The sequence below is a fragment of the Microbulbifer maximicatervae (SeqCode) genome (assembly GCF_052467825.1).
In genome coordinates this window covers 3,962,415-3,988,175 of sequence record NZ_CP174327.1, presented here as the reverse complement: position 1 = coordinate 3,988,175, position 25,761 = coordinate 3,962,415, and the positions used below count along the sequence as shown (strand labels likewise).

Genomic DNA, 25,761 nt, shown 5'->3' with positions numbered 1-25,761 from the left:
TTGGATAGCTTAGAGTCGGCTGAGATTTTGAATCTTTCTGTGGGAGAGCTAGTCGCTTTTTCCTGCCGCAACGGAGATTTGATTCGGGAACCAACTTCAGGGCCCTCTGCCCAGGAAGGGATTCGGGCTCATCAGAAGCTACAAAATCAGCGGCCCAAAGGCGCTGAGGCAGAATACAAGCTCAAGACCCAAATAGATTGGATGGAACAGCAGGTTACTTTGAGCGGCCGGGTTGACATTTTTCACCCGAAAAGTGATTTGCATAAACCGGCTCAGCTGGATGAAATTAAGACCACTTATTTACCCCCATCGAAGTTGCCCGAAGCCGCCAAGAAATTGCATTGGGCCCAGCTAAAAATTTACGGCTATTGCCACTTGGTAAATGAAGGTGCTACAGGTGGTACAGATACAGTTGCCCTGCAAGTTGTCTGGTATAACCTCAAGGAGCGCAAGGCCTATCCAGAATGCATAGAGTACCGCTTTAGTGAGCTTGAGGCCTTCACTCTTGAGGTTCTCACAAAATATTTGTGTTGGCACAGGGCTTGGCAGGAACATCGGAAAAAGCTTATAGATACGGCGAAACAGCTCGCTTTCCCTTTCCCGCAATACCGCCCCGGCCAGCGCCAACTGGCAGTGGAAGCCTACCGGTGTTTCCGGGACGGTGGTGAGCTGGTGGCTGAAGCACCCACGGGAACCGGCAAGACAATCAGTACCCTCTTCCCAGCCATAAAGGCAATTGGCGAGGAAGAGCTGGATCAGCTGGTTTACCTGACAGCAAAGAATTCCGGTCGGCAAATGGTGCGGGAAACCATTGAGGCACTTCAGGCGAGTGGTTTGCAGTTATCTTTACTTGAAATTCAAGCAAGGGAAAAAGCCTGTGCTTGTAGCCTGGGGCTTTGTACCCGTGATGATGACGGCATCTGTCCGAGAACAAAAGGATTTTATGATCGACTTCCAGTTGCAATGGATGCCCTGCTCGGCCGGCCCCAGTTAACTCCCAAAGAGATTGCTGATGTGGCGGATCAGCAGCAAATCTGCCCGTTTGAACTCTCCCTTCAAATATTGCCTTGGGTAGACTTGGTGGTATGTGATTTCAATTACGTGTTTGACCCTTTGGTACGCCTGACCAGTTTTCAGGACCAGCGCAATCGCCGCGTACTGTTAGTCGATGAAGCTCATAATTTGATCGACCGCGCCCAGGAAATGTACAGTGCAAAGTTATCCCGCCGTGATAGTCGCCGCGCAGCTAATGCTTGCAAAGGGCACTCTCCGACATTGCAGAGAAGTATCCAGTCTCTGGTTCGGGCAATTGAAAATTGGATCAAGCGATTGCGGGAAGTTGGTGTAGCTCAAAGCCACAGTGCTTTTGAAGGGGGTGAAGTTTGGGTCACTGCAGCAACAGGTGAAGAAGAGCATCCAGAATCGGTTTCCCGAGCAGTGCAAAAAGTGCTCTCCACGGTCAGCCAACTTATAGAAAGCTCTCAGTCGCCCCCAGAAGAAATAGCGGAGTGGTTAAGGTCTGTCTATCGTTACGCCGTTATTGAGCAGGAGCTTTCCGATCAGCATAAAGTCGTCACTCGGGTGATTGACCGGGATGCTCCCTGGCAGGAGCAGGAAATTAAGCTACTTTGTTTAAATGCTGCACAGTTTTTACAGCGATCCTATCAGCAAAACCAAGCCGCTATACTCTTCTCTGCGACTTTGCGCCCAGCCAGCTATATATATAGTCAGCTGGGTGTAGAGCATGAGTCGCCCTACCTAAGACTGCCCTTGCCTTTTCAGCCGCAGCAACAGGGCGTTTTCCTGTGTCCATATATAGATACGCGCTACCAAGCCCGCGACCGCTCAATAGAGAACCTCGTCGACATTATTTCTCGTACCTTTTACAGCCGAACCGGAAATTACCTGGTATTTTTTCCCTCTTATCGTTACCTGGAGCAAGTTGCTGAGAGTTTTAAGGCTAGATTCCCGGAAGTGTCCTTGTTACAACAGCTGCCGGGACAGGGAGAGACGGAGCGCGCTGAGTTTTTGTCTGGATTCAACGAAGGTAGTAAGAGCCTTGGCTTTGCTATTATGGGGGGGATCTTTGGTGAAGGCATCGACTACGTTGGGGAAAGGTTGGTTGGCACTATTATCGTGGGTACCGGGCTCCCGCAAATTAATATTGAGCGGGAGCTGCAGCGCGGTGCTGCAGAAACCACTGGCATCCATGGATTTGATATCGCCTACCGCTATCCAGGGATGACTCGCGTACTGCAAACTGCCGGTCGGGTTATACGTTCCGAATCTGATAAAGGTGTGATCATTCTGGTAGATAGCCGCTTTTCAGAACCTTTTTATTGGCAGCTTTTCCCCGAGCACTGGCAACCGGTGATTTGTCGCAATACCGATCAGTTAACGGGCAAGTTGGAGCAGTTCTGGAGCTTGAGCTAATCCAGGTTTTTAGGATTTGTACTCCCTCAGCCCAAATTTTCCCAGCACCCAAGCGATAAGTGTGCCGCTCAATATCCCTGCCGTATTAGCCGCGAAATCCAACCACTCACCTGTGCGATTCACGTAAGGTTGAAGTAACTCTATGCCACCGCTCCACAGCACAAAAAATAACCCTATTAGCCACCAGTAACTAGGCCTGCGCAGAGCGACGGGGAACATCAGTGCACTATAGGCAATTAAGTGATTGGTTTTGTCGGTGCCGGGTATATTGGGTACTTCGGGAAGCGGAAACAGGGATAGGCTCGTAATAATGCACAAAAACACCACTGTTAGCAGAATCCAGTAGTTGTAGACGAGCCTTAAGGGAAGTTGAATTATCATTTAAACCACGCAAGAGTACGTCAAAAGGCCTGTAAACTTCTTTTAATATTACTTCGAGCTTGAGCATCAAAGTGACTGTGAAAGTAATCGGTGTGATAAAGCCTTTTCTGAGACAAAAATTCCCTTAATAGTTCCCTGCGTTTCTTTTTGTAAATCATAATCGGTACCAGCCGATACTCTTTACGGACTTGTTTTTCATAAGCTTCGAAAACGCTTGTGCTGGCACCCAGGATCGTTAGGTCAATGTCGATAATTAGCTTTTCATCAATACTAACTGGCGTGTAATTGTGGCAGGTTGCCATAATCAATTGGTACACCCTATCCACTCCTGCGGGACAATACCCGGAATTGATCAGGAACTTTTTTGCCCATAGAGCACTGTTTTCTTCATTCTTAGAGGAAAATGGCTTGTAAATCGCATCGTGAAACCAGATAGCCAACTCGACCTCATGGGGGTGCTCGGCAAGCTCTGCAACTTTATCAAAGTGCTTCAGCATCGCATCAATGTGATGCCCTGTATGATAATGCCTGTGATTCTCTGCATACGAAGAAACTAACTTTTCGAAGCACTGAAGGGATTCAGGAAGATTGAGTGCCCCCATTAGGTTGAGCCATCTATTTTGGTTCATTGGCTAATCCTCGGAGCGTCATCTTTCCGAAAACCCGTAGCTTGTAAAATGTTTTTCCCTGCCAATACCAAATAAAGCCATGCCTTTCTCCATCGATTCCCCAATAATACGATATGAATATGCCAGCCTTTTTCCCGTCGAGCACTGTAAAGGAGAGTATAGGCTTCTGGGTCATCGACTATTGATTCGGCAATGCTTCTTGCATGCTCAATGCCAAGTGAAACCATCTCACTAACCTCCTCCTTACTTGGTTCTCCCTGGGATTTTGGAAAAACCAAGAGGTGGTAATTCGGTATTAGGTCTCTACGAACCCTGATCAACCGGCAATTGTTTCCAGAGGCTAAAGTAATATTCGCGTTGTCGTTCGATGAATTGCCAAATACCCGCTGCTTCATGAATCCTCAGATACTTATTTACTTTTTTGTACCAGAGTACAAATTGAGAGCTGACAAAGACGCTATTTGCGCCTATTCCGCATAGTAAGTATCGGGAGGCCACTCTGACAAGTCGCTGGCCACTTCATTGGGTAGACAAGCTGCTTTGGCAGGCAAACTTTAAAGGCAGTTAGCCAACGTTGCGGATAACTCCTGGGTTTTGAGGAAAGCTCGTTTAATCGAATCCCGATGCCTTTCATCAGCAAATTCCTGGTACTCCGCATTGATTTCATGAAACTCCTCAACCCCCAAATAGTGGCTTAAGGTTCGGATATGTGGCCCCAGGTGATTCATTTGCTCACGGATTCCTCCTTGTCCAAAGCCAAACTCCCCGGCAGAGGTGATTAGCACCAGCTTTTTGCCAGACATAATAGGCTCTAAGGGGAAGTCACCGCGGTCTAAATCAAAGGTGAACGTCTTGTTGATACGAACAACTTGATCGAACCAGGCCTTAAGTGCGGCAGGCATGCCGTAGTTATACATCGAAGTGGACATAACAATGATATCCGCCTGGGATAGCTCATCAATTAAGGTGTCAGAAAGCGCGACCAAGGACTGTTGCTCCTTGGTGCGATCCGCTTCAGGCGTAAAAACCGAGGCAATCCAATCTTGATTAACAAAACCTGGTGGATTTAAACCGACATCTCTATGGATAACTTTATCTTTAGGCCTCTTTTCTAGCCAGCTGCTTACAAAACTCGCGGCAACTGCTTTGGAGATTGAGGTATGCCTGGGGATATTCGCACTTTCATATGGTGCTGCTAAGCCGCTCCACTTCTGGGCACTAGCGTCAATATGTAATAGTGTTTTCATAGTCTGGAACCTTTACTAAACCGCCTGAAGGTTCATCTATGGTGATGCTGGGGAGTATCCTTGACAAACGAGTTATTTCTTCTTATAGATGAGGAAAACTCATCTATAAGAGATTCTGATCGGTGTACCCAAACCTGCCCTCCCTCAACGCCCTCAAAGTATTCGATGCCGCCGCCAGGCTGGGCAGTTTCAAGAGAGCTGCGGAAGAACTCTTTATAACGCCGACAGCCGTATCACATCAGATAAAGGGTTTGGAGGAGTCCCTGGGTACAACATTATTCGAGCGCAAAACCCGTGCCGTGCAGTTGACCAGTGAAGGGCAGATGCTCGCTCAAACTACCTCTCAAATTTTTCAGCAGCTCACTGAAACGGTGAGTGAAATAACGTGTTCAAAGAAAACACTGACCGTTAGTACGACTTCAAGCTTTGCTGCTATGTGGCTTGTGCCCCATCTGGAGAATTTTTATCAGAAATTTCCAGATATCGTTGTTTCAGTAGTGACCGGGGAAGAAGTGAGTGATATCGAGCGAGATAGACGCATCGACATCGCTATTCGGTACGGGAAATATGATGAAAGTACAAAAAATGCTCTCCACTTGGCCACCGAAACAATCGGTGTCTACTCTGCACCAAGCTACCTGACTCAGATTAGGGATATTTCTGAAGCTCAACTTCTGGAAACAAAATGGGTTAACTCATCACTTCAACCGCTGAACTGGCAAACTCTCCTCAAAAGAAAACTTGATGGCATTCGCGTGCGGCAGTTTGACCAGGAGCATCATGTAATCCAGGCCGCCTTGGCTGGCCAGGGTATTGCGCTAGTAAGTTCGCTTCTTGTTCAAAATCCTTTGCACAATCAATGGCTGGTCCCCTACAGAGGAGACTCCAAGCTTTCAGGGATTGAGGGATTTACCTATTCCGCATTAATACCTAGCCGCCATTCAAGAAATGGAAATGTGTTGGCTTTCATAACCTGGCTGAAGGAAGCACTTCGCGATTCTCCCTATAGTTAGGTACATCCGACTGGCACTGAACTCGCCTTCGGACTTGCCGAGAGTAGGTATGTACCTAATCTAAGTCCACACCAAGAGCACAACATATTGTGTTTATCTATTAATCAGCGCGCCATATATAGTGATCTGGATCAATTGGCGTTCCTGTCTCTTCGATATGCTCTCCCCACAAATTGTGAGGAAGTCCGATGACCAGTACCGCTATACCCGACAGCGAAGCCGCACCAGCTTCAGAACAGATTTCGCAGGTAAGTTCAGATCAACTGTTGGTGCGTAAGCGAGATGGCAGGACACTGGCTTTTGATGCTCGCAGGATCACTTTGGCTCTTCTCAGTGCTGGCCAGGCAACGGAATCTTTTGATCAACAGGAAGCGGAACAACTTACCGAATCTGTACTTAAAGTGATCAAGCACCGCTTTGATAGTGGTGAGCCCATTGATATTGAAGAGATTCAGAATATTGCTGAACAGGTATTGATCAATAACGATTACATTGATACTGCCCGCGCCTATATCGCTTATCGGGGGCGGCATGCGCAAATGCGCACTGATCGGCAAACACTGGTGGATGTCGGTGCTTCTATTGAAGAGTATTTAGAGCAAGCGGATTGGCGAGTTGCAGCCAATGCGAACCAGGGATATTCCCTAGGGGGGTTGATCCTGAACAGCGCAGGTAAAATGATTGCCAACTATTGGTTAAATCATGTTTATTCCCCTGAGATCGGCGCAGCACATCGGGATGGCGATTTACACATCCACGACCTGGATATGTTGGCTGGATATTGTGCAGGTTGGTCGCTGCGCACCCTATTACATGAAGGGCTGAATGGTATTCCGGGAAAAGTCGAATCGGCACCGCCGGCCCACTTGACCAGCGCGGTCGGACAGATTGTTAACTTTCTTGGAACACTGCAAAACGAATGGGCGGGCGCGCAGGCATTTAGCTCTTTCGATACCTATCTTGCGCCTTTTGTGCGCAAGGACCAGCTGGACTACGCGACCGTACGCCAGTGCATTCAGGAGCTGATCTTTAACCTGAATGTGCCATCCCGCTGGGGTACCCAGACCCCCTTTACTAATCTCACTTTCGACTGGGTTTGCCCCCAGGATTTGCGCGAGCAGGTGCCTGTGATTGCCGGTCAGGAAATGCCCTTCACCTATGGCGACCTGCAAGAGGAAATGGATCTAATCAACCGCGCCTATATCGAAGTCATGAGCGAGGGGGATGCGCGCGGAAGGGTATTCACCTTCCCTATTCCCACATACAACATCAGTGAGGATTTCCCTTGGGAGAGCGAAAATGCTGAGCGGCTGTTTGCCATGACCGCTCGCTACGGTCTGCCCTATTTCCAAAACTTTATAAATTCAGACCTGAGCCCAAACATGGTCCGTTCCATGTGCTGTCGCTTACAGCTTGATCTACGCGAACTGTTAAAGCGCGGCAACGGCCTCTTTGGCTCCGCCGAACAGACAGGTTCACTCGGCGTAGTAACTATCAACTGTGCCCGCCTTGGATATCTCTATAAAGGAAACTGGCAGCTTCTTCTCACCCAGCTGGACAAACTGCTGATACTTGCCCGTGATTCCCTTGAAGTGAAACGGAAAGTCATCCAGCGGCATATGGATGCAGGTTTGTTTCCCTACACTCGCCGCTACCTGGGGACTCTGCGCAACCACTTCTCCACGATCGGGGTGAATGGCATCAATGAGATGCTGAGAAACTTTAGTGGGGATAACGAAAGTGTGGTTACGGAAGATGGGAAAGCACTGGCCGAGCAATTACTCGACCATATCCGTATGCGCATGACTGAATTCCAGGAACAAACCGGGCATCTCTACAATCTGGAGGCAACTCCGGCAGAGGGCACTACTTATCGGTTTGCCCGCGAAGATCGCAAACGTTACCCGGATATTATGCAGGCAGGTAGTAGTGAAGCGCCCTACTATACCAATTCATCCCAGCTACCAGTGGGCTTTACCGATGATCCCTTCGAGGCCCTGGCCCGACAGGAATCCCTCCAATCCCGTTACACCGGTGGCACTGTGCTTCATCTTTATTTGGGCGAACAGTTGCCTGATGCCGATAGTTGCCGCCGCTTATTGCGGCGTGCTCTGGAAAACTACCGCCTGCCCTATATCACCGTGACCCCGAGCTTTTCTATTTGCCCGGTCCATGGATATCTGAGCGGTGAACACGAATTCTGCCCTCGCTGTGATGAAGCTCTCCTGGCCCGAGAGCAATCCTGTTGTAGCGACTAAACCAAACTTTCAAGGAGAAAGACCATGAGCCAACAAGATACTTTATTGAGAGAAGAAGATCGCACCCGCTGCGAGGTATGGAGCCGGGTAATGGGGTACCACCGCCCAGTTTCATTTTGGAATCCGGGAAAACAATCAGAGCACCGGGAGCGCCAGTTCTTTGTGGCGGACAACAGCAGGAATGCACTAAAAACTTATGAGTAATAAGTTACGTGTCGGTGGATTCACGTCGTTTACGGCAATCGACTTCCCCGGCGAGTTGGCAGCGGTGGTTTTTTGCCAGGGATGTCCCTGGCGCTGCCGCTACTGCCATAACGGCGATCTACTGCCTGCGCGAGCACCCAGTGCCTATGACTGGGATCAGATCCTCACATTTTTAGACAGTCGCCGGGGCTTGCTGGATGCCGTTGTGTTTTCCGGCGGAGAGCCCACCGCCCAGAATGCCCTGGAACCTGCGATTGCCCAAGTTAAGGATCTGGGATTCAAGGTCGGGCTTCATACTGCGGGAATCTACCCCCGCAGGCTGGAACGCCTGATCCAAAGTCTTGATTGGGTGGGGTTGGATATCAAAGCAATGCCGGAAAACTACCCTTCCATTACGGGTGTTGATGGCAGTGGTGCGGCTCCTTGGCAATGTGCGGAGCTTCTCGCTCAGTCCAAGATACCTCTGCAAGTGCGCCTTACCAGGCATCCGAGCCTCACAACTGATGCTGAACTGAATCAAATACGGGAGAAACTTTGTGGTATTGGCATTGAAAAGTTGGAGGTCCAGCGCTGCAATAGTGAGCAAGCGATTGATCAGACACTTAAATTTATGTCCCATTAAAACAGTAATCTCGTATTAGTCACTAATAGTTCACTAATATAGCCAGGAGAATCGCCGTAGCTCTAACTTAAAGGCCCTCCCTACGGGGTTTTAAGGGACTCCCTAGATCGTGAATTCCTCTGAAATCCAGACATATCACAGAAATATTCATAGGATTCATATCTGATTTAAATATACTCAATGCACTTGCAAAATTTGAATCTAAAACCCTATCTTCAATCTGACCCCACTGAATATAAGTAAAAATAACTCCCCTTTACTTTGAAATTTATAGCTATCATTCGGGTTGGAAATAAGTACTTATTATCTAAGTTACAAAGAGCGACAATGGACTCTCTCATATAAGTTTACTCCTTAGATAAAGGGTATTATCAGGGATTGACTAACTCACATATAGAAAGAGGCTCAATACTAATGAAAGGGGTATATTCTAGACCTGAATTTAGTAGTCTCGGTGATTCCGGCTCATCTGATCCATTTGTTAAACGCTTTTATGATATTGATAAGGATATACGACATCTGAATTACGAGGACTGGAAAAATTTCATTGAAGATGCTGTTTCTGAAGATGCTTGTGCAAGTGCTGAGTTGATTGAAGCTAATGAAATGCTAGCAGCTTGGGAGACATCTCTAGGCATTGGAAAAGTAGCATCGTTTCCAGTCAGCGTTAGTGCAAATATTACAGATGTATGTAATGCCAGATGCAATTTTTGCGCATACTTACCTGAGCGAGTTTCAAACCAAAAGTTGTCATATGAACAGTTGCAAAGAGCTGACTGGTTGAAGTTTTGTCGCTCTTTTACACCCAATGGTGGCGGTTTGGGTGAGCCTTTTGCTCACCCCAAAATTTTGGAGATTTTAGAACAGTTAAGGTCGACTGCGCCCTATTTGTCCTTGGGCTCAGTTACTAATGGTTCAATCATGCGTCCTGAAGTGACGGATATCGTGGCTCAGTACTTTTCATATCTTTATGTTTCAGTAAATGCAGCTCGTAAGGAAACCTATGAATGGACAATGACTCCATTAAAATGGGAGCGGTTTATAGCTAATATGGATCGACTAAATGATTCAAAGAAGCGTTATGGTAGAGAGCGTCCATGGCTTAGAGCTGGATACGTTGTACACAGTGGAAATCTTGATGAATTACCAGAATTACCCTCATTATTACACCGATTTGGTTTTAGGGACCTAAATGTTAACCCGATGGTGCCACCACCCCAGTATGGTCGTAATCACTTGCTGACAGAAAAAGCTAGTATTTTTAGGACACCTCATAGGGCAAACACTATCTTCCGTCAATTAGAACAAGAATGTGCGCGGAATAATATTTCAATTACAAAACCTCTGCCGAGCCTGGAAAAACTACTGGGTGCACCCGTAGATAAAGGCGTTCCAACTCAAGACGATTCTGTAATCATTGCAAGCGATAAACCCATCTATACTGCCTCAGGCGGTAGCACAGAGCTGGAAAAACCAGTTGCCCCTCGTAAGCTACACAATTCAGATCAAAATCTAAGTGATATAGTTGCAGCTGCTAAAGCGGAATTTGCACGAAAGGAATCGAGGAAAAAATACCCACCGGTCTCTTTACCTCAGGCCACAGGTTTAAATATAGCCAAAATTGCTGCCAGTTACTCTGATATAGAGTCCACGCTTAGCAGCGGAGATGATGTGTCTCTTAGTTACGAATGGTCCATTTTTGATAGGCAAAACCTGGTGCCCGTCTGCTGGGCTCCTTGGAGAGCGCTGAAAATTAATATTTTTTCGCAAACTCAAGTCTGTTGTAACTTCTTTAGGAAACTGCCGAGTTTCAAGTGGACAAATGCCAAGAGTTTCCACAACGAAGAAAACATGTGGAATCACCCTTATATGCAGCATTTAAGGGCAACAATGGGAACTCCCGAAGAGGTCCCCTATTGTACCTTGTGCAAAGCAACGGACAAAAGGCATCTAAAAAACGATGATGAGAAACGTTCCGCGATGCAAACAAGCCAAAAGACCTATTATGAGATTATTTCTGGCTTATCTGGTATCAAGCCCCAAGGAAGGTTCGATGAGATAGAGTCGCCGCTATATAGGTGGGAGATTACCAGCTCACTGCCCGACAAGAGAACTGTCTCACCTTACAGTAAGGAGCTGTCATATTATCGATACGCCATCTTCCAACATGGATTTCATAATGTTGGTCGAGTGCTGATTTTTGCACGTGTTCCAGCAATTTGGGCGCCATTCCTAGCAGAAGTAAACGAATTTGTACATATATTGACACCGCTACATGGGCAATCCCTTATTGTCCAAGATATTTTACAAACTTTGGATTTTGATAACTACAAGTTAACACTTTTTGAACATCAATCGCTGGAGGACAATCCTACTCACCCCGATTTATATGATGCGATCTGGTTGGATGGAATGATTTTTGAAAGCTATAACCGTGATGACATATTATTTGGCTTGCCTAAACAACTAAAAAAGGGTGGAAAACTCAGAGTAATCCAAGCTCCCGGAATTGGTAAGCTCGCAGATATAATCCTCTCTAACGGGAAGGACTCGCAGCAACACCTGGAAACACTTAGGAATGGAGTCCAGTTTTCTGGTAAAGGCAGCTTCTTCACCCAAAGTGGCGTTCTTTCCATGTTAAAAAAGTATGACCTTTCACTGAATAAAATGATGCCTCCATCTGGTAGTCGGATGACAGTATCGGAGAATACTGAAAAAATTAGTGAAGCAGAGTTCATTGAGAAACTTGAACACTTTATCTGTGGAAGTGGAGCTAATCCGGAAAAGTATCTTGCAGGGATGGATCGAACAGTATCTTTTGCAGCACTTGCCGTTTAGTTTCTAGAGTTCTTGTGGCATCGCAATCAGGATAGGTCTCGAGTAATAACCACTTGCATTCTGTTAAAAGTACTTTTCTGGACAGTCACTGGAGCTTGCTGGATGCCGTTGTACTTTCCGGTGTAGAGCCCATCGCCCAGAAGGCTCTGTAACCTGCTATTTCCCTAGTTAGGGAACTGGGGTTTCATATGATGGGAATGTACCCCTCAGGCTGGAATATCTAATTCGAAGTCTTCATCGTGTGGGGTAAGCACCCAAACCTCACGACTGAGACTAAATTGAATCAAATGCAGGAGAAGCTTTATGGTATTGGCATTGAAAAGTTGGAGATCCAGCGCTGCAATAGGGAGCAAGCGATTGATCAGACGTTGAGGTTCTTAACTTGAATGATAAAACCTAGTTTAGCTGTGCTAATGCGTCAGGAATCGGGGTTTCGCCCCCAATGAATTCAAAAACCGCACCGACCGTTTTGGGTTCATCCAGCGCAGTGGTAATTACCTCTGCAACATCGGCTCGGCTGATATCTATGTCTGGCCCAGCAAATAAATCGCTTATGCTGATTAACCCCGTTCCCAAGGTGTCAGTTAGGGCACCAGGTCTCAATATCGTGTAATCGAGGCCGCTTTTTTTTACATATTCATCCGCAATATGTTTGGCTTTTAGATAGGGTTGGAGCTTTTCAGGCCCCTGCTCTGGTCGCCCGGCAAAAATGGAACTCAATAGAATAAAGCGCGATATACCCGCGCTTTTCGTTGCATCACAAAGATGGATAGCACCATCCCGATCCACAGACTCCAATGCTTTACCCTTGGAGCCCGCAACAAAAATGACTGCATCTTGCCCCTTTACCACATTGTTTAGGGACTCCTTCTTTGTCAGATCTCCAAGAATGGGGCGCGCACCTGTACTAAGTAAATTATCTTGTTGTGATTCCTTGCGGACCATAGCGGTTACCTCGTGCCCCTTGCCGACAAGTTTACCCACAAGGATTTGACCGATTGCACCGTTAGCGCCCGCCACAAGTACTTTCATTGCTCTGCCCACGTCTATATTGAGCTACTTAGAAGTACCGTATCAGCTTTTGATTGACAAACTCTTTAATACCTAGTTCTCCCAGCTCCCGGCCATAGCCGGATTTCTTCACTCCTCCCATAGGCATACTGGCGTAGCTTGAAGCGGCATGGTTCACGAAGGCAGTACCACATTCCAACTGTTCCGCGACACGGCGGCCTCTTTCATGGTCCTGGGTATAGACAGAACCGCCCAGGCCAAAGGGACTATCATTGGCCAGCTTAACCGCTGCCTCCTCATCGGGAACCACCCAAACACAAGCGATGGGGCCGAACAACTCCTCTACTGCTGCCGGGGAACCAGCGGGTATTTCAGTTAATATACCTGGCTCGATAAATGCGCCATTGCGCTTACCCCCCACTAGCAGTTGGGCGCCAGCCTTAACGGACTTGCTGACTTGATCCTCCAGTTGCTCAGCGGCCTTTTCAGTACATAGCGGACCGTAATCTGTGCTTTCTACAAGAGGGTCACCGGGTTTCAGCGCTTGGAACAACTTGGTAGCTCGGTCTAGGAATTCTTCAGCAATGGGCTCAGTTAGAATAATTCTCTTCGCAGCCAAACATATCTGCCCGCAATTGCCCAGCTTTCCCTCTGCAAATCGCTGTATCGTTAAATCCATATCCGCATCTTCGAGCACGATAAATGGATCAACACCACCCAGCTCCATAACAGTTTTCTTTACATTGCGGCCAGCTTGCTCTGCGACCATTGCCCCGGCGGCATTGCTGCCAGTAAAGGAGATTCCTTTGACCCTATCGTCATCAATAATGGAGGCTGCTCCACCGGATGTAATCGGTAGATTGGTATAGACCCCTTCCGGTACCCCTGCGTCAAACAACAGCTGTGCGAAAGCTTCGGCACACTGGGGAACATTAGATGCATGTTTAGTAAGTACAACATTGCCGGCGATCAAGTTGGCGGCGGTAAAGCGAGCCGGTTGGTAGAAGGGAAAGTTCCATGGTTGGATGCCGTAGACCACTCCTAAGGGCTGGAAGACTAAAGTACCCTCCCCTTCGCGGGTGGAAAGCTGCTGTGGAGCTAAGATTTTTTCGCCCTCTTCGGCGTAGTAGTCAAAAATTTCAGCACAAAGTGCCAATTCACCTTGACCATCACTGAGCTTCTTACCCATTTCTAACGCCATCAGGCGGGCAAGTTCTTCGGATCGCTCCTCAAATAGGTTGCTTGCACGCTTTAGTATCACTGCTCGATCACTAAAACTTCGGTTTCTCCAGCTTACAAAGGCTTTGTCTGCGCGACCGATCGCCTTGTCGAGATCCTCTTGCGACATTTCGTGATAAGTCTTCAGAGTTTTACCGTTCAAGGGGTTGACGGAAATCAGTGGACGTTTTGACTTTGTCATGAATAGACTTCCAACGGTTGCTTTAGGAACCGCTAAAGAACTATTTGGAATAGTACCAGTGCGGCATCTACGAGTGTTTGCAAAAGTGTAGTTGCTGAGGTTTGGCATACCACTGCTTGATGGATCAGCTAAAGTCACATCATTCTTTCTTATAGACAGCTGATAGGCAGTAATCTTTGGTGAATAGCACTTAAAGCTAATGGAACACCATTAAGAGATTTAGGTACTTTATGAGTACCACCGTGGCATAAAGATCAACTGCAGAGCTTTTAGAACATACCGACTACATAGAATCGAACCTGCTCAAACAAGCTGCATGATGTTCATCGTTAAGCCACTAGCCCTTTTGAAACAAGTTTTAATTCACAAACTATAATCGCAGGGCTTAGTAGCTCTTACTTCCTTATCAGCGCTTGATTGCAGGTCTATGAACGTTTTCTGCTTATTAGCGCCTCTGTAACAGGACCGTAAGAGCGACAGCAGCCGCTTCAAGGATCACAGTGTGGCCAAATAATCGGTTAATCTGCTATGGATAACAACGCCCTGTATAAAAAGAAACAGCTAACACCTGAAGAAGCAGTTAATTTAATCCCAGACGATAGCGTTATTTCTATCGGCATGCGCACCGCTAGCCCACCAGCCCTACTTTCAGCACTAGAGAAGCATATTCGAAATGGATTTATTACACATTTAAAAGTCTATTATATGCGTTGTGGGAAGGTCGCGACGGAAACTATTTTTCAAGAAGATCTAATGGACCGGGTAAGGCCTTACTCTTCAATGCTAACTAAAGACGAAGTTAAATTAGCAAATGCTGGTTTTTCAAAAGGGGAAAAATATATTAACTATGTCCCTATATCTTTTAGTCGATACCCTCAAATAATCAGAGAGCAAGTTAAAATAGATGCTTTCCTGGTAACTGTGGCGCCGATGGATAAGCATGGTTATTTCAATTTTGGTACTAATGGTGATTATGCTATTGAGTTGTCGCGCCACGCAAATCGATTAATTGTGGAAGTGAATGAAAATATGCCACGTACAGCGGGGGCCACCTTGTTGCACATTAGTGAAGTGGATGCCATTGTTGAAAACACTATGGAATTAGCGGAGGAATCTCCAAAAGAGATTACCGATTTAGATAGAAAAATTGGTGACTACATTGTTCCGTTAATACCTGATGGCGCAACTATCCAAATGGGTATTGGTGCTATTCCGAATGCAGCTTGTGAACAACTAACTAAAAAGAAAGATCTGGGCATTCATACCGAGGTGATAACACCAGGTATGATTAAGCTTATTAAGTCTGGAGCAGTAACTAATGCCCGAAAAACAATTAACCCTCATGTGAGCGTATTCACTTTTGCAGCTGGGAACAAAGAACTATTTGACTTTATAGATGGCAATCCATCTATGTTCTGCCTGCCAGTGTCATATGTGAATGAACCCCAAATAATAGCCCAGATCGATAATATGATTTCAGTTAACTCATTTATTGAGATTGATTTCAGTGGACAGGTCAATGCGGAATTCATTGGACATCAATTCTCGGGTGTTGGCGGGCAACTGGATTTCGTGAGGGGAGTTTACTACTCAAAAAATGGGAAGACTATTCTGGCCAGTAGCTCAACGGCACAGCGTGGTAAAACCTCCAGGATAGTTCCACGTTTGAAATCTATAACCACAGACTCTCGGTTAGACATCGATTACGTGGTAACCGAGTACGGATCTTGCAGACTGATGGGGAAATCAACTACAGAGCGGACCCTTGCCTTGATTGAAATCGCACACCCTAAATTCCGTAAGAGCTTATTGGAGCAGGCCAAAGAGCAGAACTTTATTTGAGCGATAAAATGATCAATTTAAAGCTTTTCCCCGCATTGTTATTCACCCCAGGAAGCCAACCGGAACGCTTTGCTAAGGCGTCTGAAGTTGGGGCAAATGGAATAATTGTTGATCTTGAAGATAGCGTACCAGTGGAGGACAAAGATAGAGCCAGGGATATCGCGATCGATTTTTATTCAAGACCAAGGTCGAATGGTGTTATAAGTGCAATTCGGATAAATAGTTTGTCAACGATCAATGGAATAAAAGATTTGGCCGAAATTATTGATAAAAAGCCATTTATAGATGTGGTGCTTTATCCGAAAACAGAATCTCAACATGATATCAACCTTCTCAGTGAACTCTTGAGCGAAGCCTATAAGGATATTTCGATTATAGCTTTAATTGAAACCGCTCAAGGAACATCCAATTTATATGATATCGTTAACTGCAGTTCTGAAAAGTTGCAAGGTTTGATGTTTGGGGCCGCTGATTATGCAGCCGATCTGAATTGTGAATGCACCCCACAAGCACTCATATGGGCGCGTATGAAAATGGTCGAAGCTGCCGCGCTCAAACAGATAGCTTGCTATGACTCCCCCTGTTTTAACTTTAAGGATGAAGGTGGACTAGTTAATGAACTCAATGAGGCTCAATCGCTTGGCTTTAGTGGCAAGGCAGCTATTCACCCTAAACAGGTAAAAACTATCAAGTTATCTTTTAGGCCCACACTAGACCAGTATAAAGAAGCAAAGGAAATCGTTCGTATCTACAATGAATCCTCAGGTAAAGCCTGCCAATATGAAGGCCGAATGATAGATATCCCGATCTACTCTAAGGCTCAGCAAGTAATCTCAAAATTTAATAATCTTAGCTAAAGGCTACTCCAGCGCAAATTTGCCAGTGCTCCGGGTATATCCAAGCGAACTTACAATCACTCAATCAAGGAGGCAATCTTAAATGGAATTTAACCCCTATAAACAGATTGACAACAATCGATATCGCGAAGATTTTGGCTTCTACTTCGAGGACTTTGTAGAAGGTATCATTATCGAGCACCGCCCAGGTAGGACATTGACGCGAACAGACAATACCTGGATGACCCTGTTAACTATGAATACGGCGCAACTCCATTTTGATGCCCATTACGCAGAGAGCACTGAATGGAACCTTCCATTAGTAGATAGTACTCTGACATTGGCTATTGTCACGGGTATGACTGTAAATACTATTAGCAAGAAAGTTGTTGCCAATCTTGAGTGGGACAAAGTTAAACTGCTCAAACCTGTTTTTGAAGGTGACACGGTTTATGCAGAAAGTGAGGTCATTTCTAAGCGTGAGTCCAAGTCTAGACCAACACAGGGTATTGTTAGCGTAGAAACCCGTGGTATTAATCAGCGAGGAGATACTTTTATGAGCTTTCAGCGAACAGTACTGGTTTATAAGAAAGGCCACGCTCCTAATTATGAAATCAAAAAATAACCTAACAAAAAGGCTATCTCATTGGTATATATGCACTTCTTTAAGCCGATGTCCGATTAGACTCACTTCAATGAAAATGAAGGTATTGATGTTATAAAAGTAAGATTACAAAAAGTTGCAATATAAAATAACGGTTGTGCTAGATAGTTTTTACCTCCGTATATTTTTCGATTCTTGCCTCCGCAGCAAGAAGTGGATTCAATTTTGCAATGATGGTTTTTAAGTGATCTGTATTCCAATGCTTCATTTCAGCTTCAGAAGACTCCCAAACTTCTAGTGTAGTGAAAACATTGCCTTCATCCAGTGAGGGTAAAATTTTATAGGATAAACAGCCAGACTCTTGTTCTGACTTACACGCCAGTTCGATTAAAAGTGCTGATGCCTGAGAAGTATATTGTGGGTGGACTGTGACTTTTGCCATAACGATTAAATTAGTCATATGATCTCAGTACATAACCATTTTTTCTGAAATTAAGAAGTGCGTTTCACTACCAACAGTACGCCAACAACCATCATGGCAAGACCGATAAGGCGCTTGGTATCCAAGCTGGTTTGCTGCGCACCCAGTAACCCAAAATGGTCGATAACGCTGATGGCGAGCAGTTGCCCCAGAAGAACGAAAGATACTGCATTACCCACACCATACCTTGGCGACACCCAAGTCACACTCAATATATAGAAAGCCACCAGAATCCCACCCAAGTAAAAGTACCAGGCAATATCTTTGCTAAAAACAGCACTGGGTAACCCCTCCGTTTTCAAGAGATAGGCTGCGGAGATTACAAGTCCAACGAGAAATAGCAGTGTAGTTGCCAGGGCTGAACTACCAAGCTTGATACCCAGTCCGCTATTTAGTGTTGCCATTACCGGTATGCCGATGCCTGCAATAAGCATTAGAGATGGGTAGATAATCGCATTTTGCACTTGGGATACCTCTACTCAGAATCGCAGCCGACCCAGGAGGGTCGGCTGCGAAGGTCACTTAGTTAGCCAGTTGCTTGACAATGGCAACGCCAACACCGTGGGCACTCGCTGGGTTCTGGCCACTAATCACCCGCCCATCTTCAATAACAAATTCCTGCCATGGCTGTACTTTGCTATAACGTGCAGCTCCCCTTGCCAGAGATTCTTCCAGCAAAAACGGAATATCATTAATAGTGCCGAAGTCGATCTCCTCCTCACGGGTGAAACCAGTTACGGATTTGCTGGCCAGAAGCTTCTCACCATTACTGAGAGTGATAGGCAGGAAACCGGCAGGGCCATGGCATACTGCTGCTAAGATACCGCCCTCTTCGTAGTGCTTGGCACTCAACTTTGCGAAATCTTCATTAGTTACCAAGTCAGAAAGCAGACCAAATCCGCCCGGATAAAAGACCGCATCATAGTCAGAAATATTCAATTGACTCACAGGAATGGTGTTATTGATACGATTTTGGAATTCAGAATCATTTAGTACTTTTTGATTGACATCGTCACCCTCGATATCGGTGCCATAGATTGGTGCTTTACCCCCTTCAATGGAGGCGATGTCATAGTCGACTCCACTCTCCATAAATACGTGAATCGCGTGAGTCAACTCAGGTGAGTAGGTGCCATTTGCCTGGTCAGTTTCACCAAGGGTGGCGTGGTTGGTCACTGGAATTAGTATTTTCTTCATGTTTCTTTCCTCTGTTGGTCAGTATTCAGTGGGGATGGATTGTAGATTGTCCCTCTCGTGCTGATAATGCGTAAAACCTGTTAAATACCTTTGCAGAATGGCAACAATCGAGATTGAGAAACATGGAAAATTTTGACGGTATAGTCGAGTTTGTAGCGGTGGCAGAGAGCCAAGGTTTCTCAGCGGCTGCCAAGCAACTTGGCTGCAGTACTAGCCATGTGAGTAGGCAGGTCTCCCGTCTGGAGGAGCGCTTGGGCTCATCCCTTTTGGCCCGCTCAACACGTCAGGTAAGTCTGACCCAGGCCGGGACTGCCTATTACCAGCGGTGTAAAGAGTTAGTGATTGGCCTGCAACAGGCGAATGAGCAGGTTAGCCAGCAACAGTTTCAGCTCAATGGAACACTAAGAGTTAGCGGTGCTGGTATCTTTGCTGAGCAATATGTTGCCCCTGCCCTGATGGAGTTTGGCTTGAAACACCCGGGGTTGAAAATCGACATGGACTTCAATAGCAGGATGGTCAATTTCGTGGAGGATGGGATTGATTTTGCCATACGCTATGGTCGCCTTGAGGATTCCGGCTTAGTTGCTCGTAAATTGGCCGACCGCCAAATGATGGCTGTCGCAAGCCCGAGTTACTTGAAAGAAAATGGTATACCCAATCACCCCGATCAACTAAAAACGCAGAGTTGCTTGGTGGCTAACAATGATGAATGGGTTTTTGACCTGAATGGAGAGCCTGTAAGCGTAAAGGTTAGTGGGCGCTGGAGAACAAATAATGCCCACGCGATCGTGAAAGCTTGTGAGCAAGGCCTGGGTATAGCTTATATGCCCAAAAGCAGTTTCAGTGGTTCAATTCAGCAGGGCTTACTGGAGCCTATCTTGGAATCTTTTTGTGGGCGCGGAGCCAGTAGCTGGATCGTGTATCAGAATCGTCGCTTTTTACCCATGCGAGCGCGAATGGCGATTGACTATTTGGTTGATTACTTTTCTGACTGGGTGGAATAGAAAGCGATTGGATTCGTTGAAAGGAATAGAAGCATTTCCCACTTCTTGCAAGCCTTCAATCCGGAGGATTAATATCTACCCTCCTCCAATCGACTGGCATTGATTATGGTCCTGACCAGGGCATTTTATCGCAGTGGTCACACTGCAACCCAGCAACGACAACCCGTTTCGTTTGTGGATGTCAGGAAGCGATTCGGCTTTCGCTCGATTGCTGTTGGCCGATGGGTCACTCGCGAGGAGCGCGATCGGGCCGCTGGGCTTTTTTATGATGCACTTGTTGATCTAATGGCCATTCTTCAAGGACCGGAAGCGTTGGTATCCCTCCGAGGTACATTGTCTTTTCAATATGGAATCGGCGGGCGCCCGGGGATGGCTGCCTTTTATGACCCTACTGCCCGGAGCTTTTCTCTCGCCAAGAACGCAGGGCCTGGCTCTATTGCCCATGAATGGTTTCATGCATTTGATCATTACTTGGCCCAAAAAGCGTTCAGTGATGCGTCCAGTACCATGTATGCTTCAGAGGCCTGGTTGCGGAATGCAACTCCAGTACCCCACCCGCTCAATGACTTACTTTTTGCGTGCTTTAAAACTGTGATGCTGGATGAGAGTGGTAATAACCCCAGTGACTTGGTGACTGCTTCCATCAGTGCCGATAAAGTAAATGGTTCTGTCTACTACAGTGAGCCTGTAGAGTTGAGTGCTCGGGCTTTCGAAGCATTTATTCAGGATGCCAGCATCAACAATAATTTTTTGGTTGCTGGCTCAAAGGCTAGTCAAGAGGCAAAGTTGGGACTGTATCCACAGGGGCAGCAACGACAGAGAATTAATCAAGCCTTTAATAAGTATTTTACTTTCTTAGGGAGAGCTCTATTGGCTGAATAGAGTACTAAATGATCGATGCGAATTCAGTTTCATGTACGAAATCCGAAAATTACTAAAACATGAAATATGCTTAAGTAGGAAATAAATACGTTCTGCTTTTATTATTTTTCAACGACTTTTCTTCCTCCCTGGCTATATTTATGTTCTCACAAGGAAGGCAGCAATATTCTATTTGGCTTATATTATTTAAAACATAATCCCGTTTCTCTAAATTATTTCTAGTTCCTGACCCAAGCTCTTTTGGTAATAAGCTAGACATTCTAAAAGCACAATTCTTTCCGCTGCCAAATAGAACAAGCTCTTTAGTCTTCCTATTCCTTAAAACATAGACTCCTGGGCCAAAAGGGGCGGTTATCAGCTCATTTTTCCTCGGGTCAGGAAATGATTTCCATTTTGTCCATTTGCTCATAAAACCTCTTCCTTTGTGTAATTTACTTACATCCGGCTTATTATCCTTACTTGTTATCGAAGGTATAAAAGTGGCTCTAGATATTTGTCAAGTTGGGGCAGCATGTCAACGTCTAACCTCCGATCTTTGTTATTATTAAACAATCTCATGCCAATAATTTATAATTCCTGTGGTATCTTCCACCAATTTACATTTCTTTTGTGCTTAATAAATAGTCAGTTAGGTCTTCATGAGCCAAAAATCGCCCTCACAATTCAACATCCTGATCGTTGAAGATGATCGCGGTCTCAACGACCAGCTCTGCGAAATGATCCAAAGCGCAGGATACCAAGTCAACGCCTGCTTTGATGGCAATACCGCATTGCTGGAGGCTGCCAAGCAACAACCTCAATTAATCTTGCTCGATTTGATGCTGCCGGAAATGGACGGTATTTCTCTACTCAAAATTTTACGCAAAACCAGTCAGGTTCCAGTCATCATCCTAACTGCCAAAGGCGCTGAAGAGGAGAGGATCGCAGGCTTTCGCCATGGAGCAGATGATTATGTGGCGAAGCCATTTAACAAGACCGAACTGTTACTGAGAGTTGAGGCGCTATTGCGCCGTAGTCAACCAGTGATGATGGAAGCCGTCCACCATACAGAAATCGACAACCTGCAACTCGATTTGAATGCTCAGCAAGCATTCACCGGCGGTCTGGCAATTGATTTTACCGCGACCCAGTTTAAATTGTTGTGGGAGTTAGCAGTTCACCGGGGAGAGGTATTGAGCAAAGCCTATCTCTCACAGCAGGTTCTCAACCGTACTTTGGGTGCCTATGACCGCAGTTTGGACATGCACTTGAGTCGAATCAGGCGCAAGCTGACTGGAGCAGGATGGCGTGGAGACCGGCTACAAACAGTACATGGCAGAGGGTACTGTTTGAAATGAACCGCAAACTTTTTTGGAAACTATGCCTTCTGATTACTGCGGGCATTGTCTCTCTCTTTTACCTGATCAATTCCCTGACTATTCGCACCGAGGAGCAGATGAGTATGCTGGAGGCATCTCATCGAGAGGAATTGAAACAGTGGGGAAAGGAGGCGGAAGCGCGGTTTCTCTCCGGCAACGAGGGGGAATTGGAACAGTGGTTAAAAGAATTACAGGAGAAGGAAAACACCTGGGCCACAGTTACCCAATATGAGCTAACCCATGTAGCTGGTGAGACGGGTAATGAACATCGTTACATCGGCTACAACCTCGGCCGGGATGTGGATTGGAAAGTCCACCTGTATTTTGAAGAAAACCCGGTGATGGAAATTCCTTTTGCAACCGAGCAAACCAGTCTTTTAGTACTTCTTCCAGATAGGATGCGCCCCGGCAGCTACTGGAAAACAACGCGACTCTTGCTGCAAATACTCCTACCAATGGGAATCCTAGCTTTAGTTTCTGTGATGCTCTATCGCCATATTATGCACCCGCTGCGTAAACTTGAGCAGGCAACACGGGAGTTTAGTCGGGGTAATTTTAACGTACGAGTGCATCGTCAATTGGGCAACCGCGACGATGAAATTTCTGAGTTAGCCAAAACTTTTGATCAAATGGCGACTCGTATAGGAGAGCAGATCGTCAACCAGCGCCAGCTAATCGCTGACCTATCTCATGAACTCAGAACCCCCCTCACCCGACTGGATATTGCCATAGAGGGAGCTGGCGCCACTCACGCTGAAGATAAAAATATCCAGAGAATTCAGCGGGAGTCTGCTCATATCAGGCGCCTGGTAGATGATACCCTCACCCTTGCCTGGCTGGATAACGAACAGCCTTCAATAGGTATCGAGGACTTGGATCTGGTTGATCTTATTGATGTGATTGTCGAGGATGCCCGTTTCGAATTTCCCGATCGTACTATCTGCACTCATTTACCAGACTCGGCTGAAATAAGACAATCTAATCACAAGGCAGTAGGACAAGCCTTGGAAAATATCTTGCGCAACGCCATGCGCTATACCCCGAAGGGACAAGCCGTTCATGTCCTTCTGGAGGGAAATACGAAAAATAGATTTGTTATTGATATTGAAGACTCTGGCCCCGGAGTTCCCGAAGCACTACTGGACAGTATCTTTAAGCCTTTCTTCCGAGCAGATCAGTCTCGCACATCAAAATCGAAAAATTTTGGGCTGGGCCTGGCGTTGGCGCGACGCCAGCTACATAGCGTGGGCGGAACCGTAGAAGCCTCCAACCGCTCTGTAGGAGGGTTGTGTATGAGAGTAACCCTCCCCACTCAATCTTTAGAGCCTGCATAAGGTAACTCTCCAAAACACTGATGCAACTAAATGTAACAAATGCAACACTGCTGTACTTCACAGTCGCCAATAGGAATAATTCGCATTTGCAAATAAGTAACTCTGTGAAGGACAGCCAATGGCCCGCAACATTTCCCGCAATAAGTACGCGTTACTCCCCTTGATGGTATCCAGCGCCCTGGCCTCTGGCATCAGCCAGGCACAGGAAGTGCAGAAACAAGAGGATGCTGCTGAAAACCCAATGGAAACCGTAGTTGTTGTCGGTGTGGCAACTGATACCGAGGTTACGCCTGAAGAGCTTGATATGCAGCAGGCAAATGATCTCAGCGATATATTCCGCCAGATACCCTCCGTATCTGTTGGTGGGTCACTGGGTATTGCGCAAAAAGTCTATGTCCGCGGTATGGAAGACACACTTCTTAATGTGACTGTTGATGGTGCTCCACAAACAAGCACCCTCTTCCACCATATTGGTCGTGTATCTATAGAACCGGAGCTGTTGCAGAAAGTTGAGGTGCAAGCTGGAGCCGGTGAAGCTACCAGTGGGGCTGGCGCTATTGGCGGTGCTATCCGCTTTGAGACCAAAGATGCAGATGACTTACTTGATGACGGTGAGCAGTTTGGCGCAATAGTGAAAGGCGCTTACTTTAGTAACGATGGTGACAAAGCCAGTGCTTCAGTTTATGGAAAGATCACTGACAACTGGGGGCTGCTTGGGTCATTTGTGACCGTTGACCGCGATAATATGGAAGATGGCGATGGCGATACTATCCTTGGCACAGCTTCCGAACAGGATCTAGCATTTATAAAATTGAGTGGCGATCTATCTGAAAATCAAAAGCTAAGTGTCAGCTTTGAACAGCGAGAAGAATCCGGAGAATTCGGAAAGCATCCCAATTGGCCCACCCTTCAGGGCGATCCACTCTACCCGATGGAAACTGAGCGCCAGACCTTTGTTGTCAACCATCAGTTTTCTCCCAGCGATCTGATCAATCTGGAAACAACGGTTTATCATACAAAATCAGAAGCATGGCGGGAGCTATACGACTACGTTGCTTCCGTGGAATCCATTGGCTTTGATTTACGTAATACCAGCAGTATTGGCCAACATACCTTCACTTACGGTATCGAAGCCCGTGAGGATGAAGTGGAAGGGGTGGAGGGCGGCCTCAGCTCCTGGCTTGAAGAAGGACATGTTCGCGGAGCCTATATCCAGGATCATTGGCAGGCTACGGACGCACTATTGCTAAGTTTTGGATTGCGCTACGACGAGTATGAGTTGGAGCAGGTAACTCATGATGACGAGACTGATAGCCAAGGTTTCAGCCCCAATATTGGTATGAGCTATTCGCTTACTGATGCGCTCACCTTTACCGCAGGCCACGCAACAGCGATGCGTGGAAAGGAAGTGGGAGATGGATTTACGCTATGGGAGGCAACGCTTGCCCCTGACCTAGATGCCGAGACCGTTGATAATACCGAGCTAGGTTTAGAATACAGCCTGGATGATCTCAATCTGAAAGCTGCAATCTATCGCAGCACTATCGATGACGTTATTTTTGATCAGGTCGGAACTGGCATCTACTACGAAAATGTCGGTGAACTGGAAACTGAAGGATTTGAACTCAGCGCCTCTTATGTGTGGGATCAATTAACCATCAGCGCTGCTTTCAGTCACAATGATTCTGAGCTGGATGGAGAGACTGTAGAGGGATACGAACACAACGGTCTGGCAAATGCCCGCGGCAATACCTGGAACCTGACTGCCAATTACGCTATTTCGTCTCAGTTAGAATTCGGCTGGAATTATACTCTAGTACAGGACCTGAACAATATTGAGGTTTTACGTCGCTCGACTGAGATTGGCTGGGCCGATGGTGTTGCAGAGGTCGATAAGCCCGGTTACCAGGTACACGATCTTTACTTGCACTGGGAGCCTCTGGCAGATGACAGTCTGAATGTGAATTTAGCAGTTCAAAACCTGTTTAATGAGCATTATCGGGATCACTCCAGTGTCGCGGATTATGACCATATCTATGAAGATTTAGCTGGACTTTATGAAGCAGGCCGCGATATCAGGTTATCAGTAGACTACCGCTTCTAATTTCCTTTATTTGTTTTATTTACTATCAGGGCGCAATGCACTTGCATTGCGCCCTTTGTTGCC

At 46.4% G+C, this 25,761-nt stretch carries 21 protein-coding genes and 1 pseudogene; 13 read left to right on the top strand and 9 right to left on the bottom strand.

Annotated features, from left to right (window positions below; all coding sequences use genetic code 11):
• Nucleotides 1-2,433: an ATP-dependent DNA helicase gene (locus ACJJII_RS17810; protein WP_444917157.1), complete on the top strand. Its 2,433-nt coding sequence runs from the start codon at nucleotides 1-3 to the stop codon at nucleotides 2,431-2,433.
• Nucleotides 2,434-2,442: 9 nt separating this feature from the next.
• Here ACJJII_RS17810 and ACJJII_RS17805 read toward each other — a convergent pair whose 3' ends face one another.
• The 3 genes from ACJJII_RS17805 to ACJJII_RS17795 form a co-directional block, all read right to left on the bottom strand.
• Nucleotides 2,443-2,814, bottom strand: coding sequence for a VanZ family protein (locus tag ACJJII_RS17805; protein WP_444917156.1), 372 nt, complete (start codon nucleotides 2,812-2,814; stop codon nucleotides 2,443-2,445).
• Nucleotides 2,815-2,834: 20 nt separating this feature from the next.
• On the bottom strand, nucleotides 2,835-3,443 hold the full coding sequence (locus ACJJII_RS17800; RefSeq protein ID WP_444917155.1) for an HD domain-containing protein: 609 nt from the start codon (nucleotides 3,441-3,443) through the stop codon (nucleotides 2,835-2,837).
• A 554-nt stretch (nucleotides 3,444-3,997) separates the two neighbouring features.
• Entirely contained in the window at nucleotides 3,998-4,690 is a 693-nt protein-coding gene (locus ACJJII_RS17795; RefSeq protein WP_444917154.1) for an FMN-dependent NADH-azoreductase, read from the bottom strand.
• 122 nt (nucleotides 4,691-4,812) lie between these two features.
• Here ACJJII_RS17795 and ACJJII_RS17790 point away from each other — a divergent pair, with 122 nt between their 5' ends.
• The 4 genes and pseudogenes from ACJJII_RS17790 (at nucleotide 4,813) to ACJJII_RS17775 (ending at nucleotide 11,625) form a co-directional block, all read left to right on the top strand.
• Nucleotides 4,813-5,703, top strand: a complete 891-nt coding sequence (locus ACJJII_RS17790; protein ID WP_444917153.1) for a LysR substrate-binding domain-containing protein — start codon at nucleotides 4,813-4,815, stop codon at nucleotides 5,701-5,703.
• 188 nt (nucleotides 5,704-5,891) lie between these two features.
• Nucleotides 5,892-8,165: pseudogene (locus tag ACJJII_RS17785) on the top strand (ribonucleoside triphosphate reductase).
• The gene (locus tag ACJJII_RS17780) at nucleotides 8,158-8,787 is read left to right on the top strand and encodes an anaerobic ribonucleoside-triphosphate reductase activating protein (protein ID WP_444917152.1); all 630 of its coding nucleotides are present in this window, start codon (nucleotides 8,158-8,160) and stop codon (nucleotides 8,785-8,787) included. The pseudogene ACJJII_RS17785 and the gene ACJJII_RS17780 overlap by 8 nt, the downstream one beginning before the upstream one ends.
• A gap of 414 nt (nucleotides 8,788-9,201) precedes the next feature.
• On the top strand, nucleotides 9,202-11,625 hold the full coding sequence (locus ACJJII_RS17775; RefSeq protein ID WP_444917151.1) for a radical SAM protein: 2,424 nt from the start codon (nucleotides 9,202-9,204) through the stop codon (nucleotides 11,623-11,625).
• 396 nt (nucleotides 11,626-12,021) lie between these two features.
• On the opposite strand, the gene ACJJII_RS17770 is transcribed toward ACJJII_RS17775, so the two are convergent.
• Nucleotides 12,022-12,657: an SDR family oxidoreductase gene (locus ACJJII_RS17770; RefSeq protein WP_444917150.1), complete on the bottom strand. Its 636-nt coding sequence runs from the start codon at nucleotides 12,655-12,657 to the stop codon at nucleotides 12,022-12,024.
• Nucleotides 12,658-12,685: 28 nt separating this feature from the next.
• On the bottom strand, nucleotides 12,686-14,056 hold the full coding sequence (locus ACJJII_RS17765) for an NAD-dependent succinate-semialdehyde dehydrogenase (protein WP_444917149.1): 1,371 nt from the start codon (nucleotides 14,054-14,056) through the stop codon (nucleotides 12,686-12,688).
• Nucleotides 14,057-14,584: 528 nt separating this feature from the next.
• Between ACJJII_RS17765 and ACJJII_RS17760 the strand changes: the two genes are divergently transcribed.
• The 3 genes from ACJJII_RS17760 to ACJJII_RS17750 all read left to right on the top strand — a co-directional run bounded on the left by ACJJII_RS17760 (nucleotide 14,585) and on the right by ACJJII_RS17750 (nucleotide 17,359).
• Nucleotides 14,585-15,898 (top strand): acetyl-CoA hydrolase/transferase family protein, encoded by a 1,314-nt coding sequence (locus tag ACJJII_RS17760; protein ID WP_444917148.1) that lies wholly within the window; start codon nucleotides 14,585-14,587, stop codon nucleotides 15,896-15,898.
• Nucleotides 15,895-16,755: an HpcH/HpaI aldolase/citrate lyase family protein gene (locus tag ACJJII_RS17755; RefSeq protein ID WP_444917147.1), complete on the top strand. Its 861-nt coding sequence runs from the start codon at nucleotides 15,895-15,897 to the stop codon at nucleotides 16,753-16,755. Before ACJJII_RS17760 ends, ACJJII_RS17755 begins: the two co-directional genes overlap by 4 nt.
• An 82-nt stretch (nucleotides 16,756-16,837) precedes the next feature.
• Nucleotides 16,838-17,359, top strand: a complete 522-nt coding sequence (locus ACJJII_RS17750; RefSeq protein ID WP_444913061.1) for a MaoC/PaaZ C-terminal domain-containing protein — start codon at nucleotides 16,838-16,840, stop codon at nucleotides 17,357-17,359.
• Nucleotides 17,360-17,498: 139 nt separating this feature from the next.
• Here the strand turns inward: ACJJII_RS17750 and ACJJII_RS17745 are convergent, their stop codons facing one another.
• The 3 genes from ACJJII_RS17745 to ACJJII_RS17735 are packed head-to-tail and all read right to left on the bottom strand — an operon-like array spanning nucleotide 17,499 to nucleotide 19,016.
• The gene (locus ACJJII_RS17745) at nucleotides 17,499-17,798 is read right to left on the bottom strand and encodes a putative quinol monooxygenase (protein ID WP_444917146.1); all 300 of its coding nucleotides are present in this window, start codon (nucleotides 17,796-17,798) and stop codon (nucleotides 17,499-17,501) included.
• A gap of 32 nt (nucleotides 17,799-17,830) precedes the next feature.
• Nucleotides 17,831-18,283 carry a DMT family transporter gene (locus ACJJII_RS17740; RefSeq protein WP_444917145.1) on the bottom strand — a complete coding sequence of 151 codons (453 nt, stop codon included), beginning with the start codon at nucleotides 18,281-18,283 and terminating at the stop codon, nucleotides 17,831-17,833.
• 58 nt (nucleotides 18,284-18,341) lie between these two features.
• Entirely contained in the window at nucleotides 18,342-19,016 is a 675-nt protein-coding gene (locus tag ACJJII_RS17735; RefSeq protein ID WP_444917144.1) for a type 1 glutamine amidotransferase domain-containing protein, read from the bottom strand.
• Between the two features lie 122 nt (nucleotides 19,017-19,138).
• On the opposite strand from ACJJII_RS17735, the gene ACJJII_RS17730 reads away from it, so the two are divergent.
• Together ACJJII_RS17730 and ACJJII_RS17725 are read left to right on the top strand one after the other, a co-directional pair.
• Nucleotides 19,139-20,020: a LysR family transcriptional regulator gene (locus ACJJII_RS17730; RefSeq protein ID WP_108733243.1), complete on the top strand. Its 882-nt coding sequence runs from the start codon at nucleotides 19,139-19,141 to the stop codon at nucleotides 20,018-20,020.
• 105 nt (nucleotides 20,021-20,125) lie between these two features.
• Complete coding sequence (locus tag ACJJII_RS17725; protein ID WP_444917143.1) at nucleotides 20,126-20,902, top strand: CLCA_X family protein; 777 nt, start codon at nucleotides 20,126-20,128, stop codon at nucleotides 20,900-20,902.
• Between the two features lie 70 nt (nucleotides 20,903-20,972).
• On the opposite strand, the gene ACJJII_RS17720 is transcribed toward ACJJII_RS17725, so the two are convergent.
• Nucleotides 20,973-21,311, bottom strand: coding sequence for a hypothetical protein (locus ACJJII_RS17720; RefSeq protein WP_444917142.1), 339 nt, complete (start codon nucleotides 21,309-21,311; stop codon nucleotides 20,973-20,975).
• A gap of 229 nt (nucleotides 21,312-21,540) precedes the next feature.
• Between ACJJII_RS17720 and ACJJII_RS17715 the strand changes: the two genes are divergently transcribed.
• The 3 genes from ACJJII_RS17715 (at nucleotide 21,541) to ACJJII_RS17705 (ending at nucleotide 25,698) form a co-directional block, all read left to right on the top strand.
• Nucleotides 21,541-22,239 carry a response regulator transcription factor gene (locus ACJJII_RS17715; protein WP_444917141.1) on the top strand — a complete coding sequence of 233 codons (699 nt, stop codon included), beginning with the start codon at nucleotides 21,541-21,543 and terminating at the stop codon, nucleotides 22,237-22,239.
• Nucleotides 22,236-23,594 (top strand): sensor histidine kinase, encoded by a 1,359-nt coding sequence (locus ACJJII_RS17710; RefSeq protein WP_444917140.1) that lies wholly within the window; start codon nucleotides 22,236-22,238, stop codon nucleotides 23,592-23,594. Before ACJJII_RS17715 ends, ACJJII_RS17710 begins: the two co-directional genes overlap by 4 nt.
• A gap of 118 nt (nucleotides 23,595-23,712) precedes the next feature.
• Entirely contained in the window at nucleotides 23,713-25,698 is a 1,986-nt protein-coding gene (locus ACJJII_RS17705) for a TonB-dependent receptor (protein WP_444917139.1), read from the top strand.
• The last annotated feature ends 63 nt before the right edge of the window (nucleotides 25,699-25,761 follow it).

Bases quoted from the DNA above. Each gene is read 5' to 3' on its own strand.
- ACJJII_RS17805 (WP_444917156.1), bottom strand. From the start codon at position 2,814: ATGATAATTCAACTTCCCTTAAGGCTCGTCTACAACTACTGGATTCTG.
- ACJJII_RS17800 (WP_444917155.1), bottom strand. From the start codon at position 3,443: ATGAACCAAAATAGATGGCTCAACCTAATGGGGGCACTCAATCTTCCT.
- ACJJII_RS17795 (WP_444917154.1), bottom strand. From the start codon at position 4,690: ATGAAAACACTATTACATATTGACGCTAGTGCCCAGAAGTGGAGCGGC.
- ACJJII_RS17780 (WP_444917152.1), top strand. From the start codon at position 8,158: ATGAGTAATAAGTTACGTGTCGGTGGATTCACGTCGTTTACGGCAATC.
- ACJJII_RS17775 (WP_444917151.1), top strand. From the start codon at position 9,202: ATGAAAGGGGTATATTCTAGACCTGAATTTAGTAGTCTCGGTGATTCC.
- ACJJII_RS17770 (WP_444917150.1), bottom strand. From the start codon at position 12,657: ATGAAAGTACTTGTGGCGGGCGCTAACGGTGCAATCGGTCAAATCCTT.
- ACJJII_RS17765 (WP_444917149.1), bottom strand. From the start codon at position 14,056: ATGACAAAGTCAAAACGTCCACTGATTTCCGTCAACCCCTTGAACGGT.
- ACJJII_RS17760 (WP_444917148.1), top strand. From the start codon at position 14,585: ATGGATAACAACGCCCTGTATAAAAAGAAACAGCTAACACCTGAAGAA.
- ACJJII_RS17750 (WP_444913061.1), top strand. From the start codon at position 16,838: ATGGAATTTAACCCCTATAAACAGATTGACAACAATCGATATCGCGAA.
- ACJJII_RS17745 (WP_444917146.1), bottom strand. From the start codon at position 17,798: ATGACTAATTTAATCGTTATGGCAAAAGTCACAGTCCACCCACAATAT.
- ACJJII_RS17735 (WP_444917144.1), bottom strand. From the start codon at position 19,016: ATGAAGAAAATACTAATTCCAGTGACCAACCACGCCACCCTTGGTGAA.
- ACJJII_RS17730 (WP_108733243.1), top strand. From the start codon at position 19,139: ATGGAAAATTTTGACGGTATAGTCGAGTTTGTAGCGGTGGCAGAGAGC.
- ACJJII_RS17725 (WP_444917143.1), top strand. From the start codon at position 20,126: ATGGTCCTGACCAGGGCATTTTATCGCAGTGGTCACACTGCAACCCAG.
- ACJJII_RS17720 (WP_444917142.1), bottom strand. From the start codon at position 21,311: ATGAGCAAATGGACAAAATGGAAATCATTTCCTGACCCGAGGAAAAAT.
- ACJJII_RS17715 (WP_444917141.1), top strand. From the start codon at position 21,541: ATGAGCCAAAAATCGCCCTCACAATTCAACATCCTGATCGTTGAAGAT.
- ACJJII_RS17710 (WP_444917140.1), top strand. From the start codon at position 22,236: ATGAACCGCAAACTTTTTTGGAAACTATGCCTTCTGATTACTGCGGGC.
- ACJJII_RS17705 (WP_444917139.1), top strand. From the start codon at position 23,713: ATGGCCCGCAACATTTCCCGCAATAAGTACGCGTTACTCCCCTTGATG.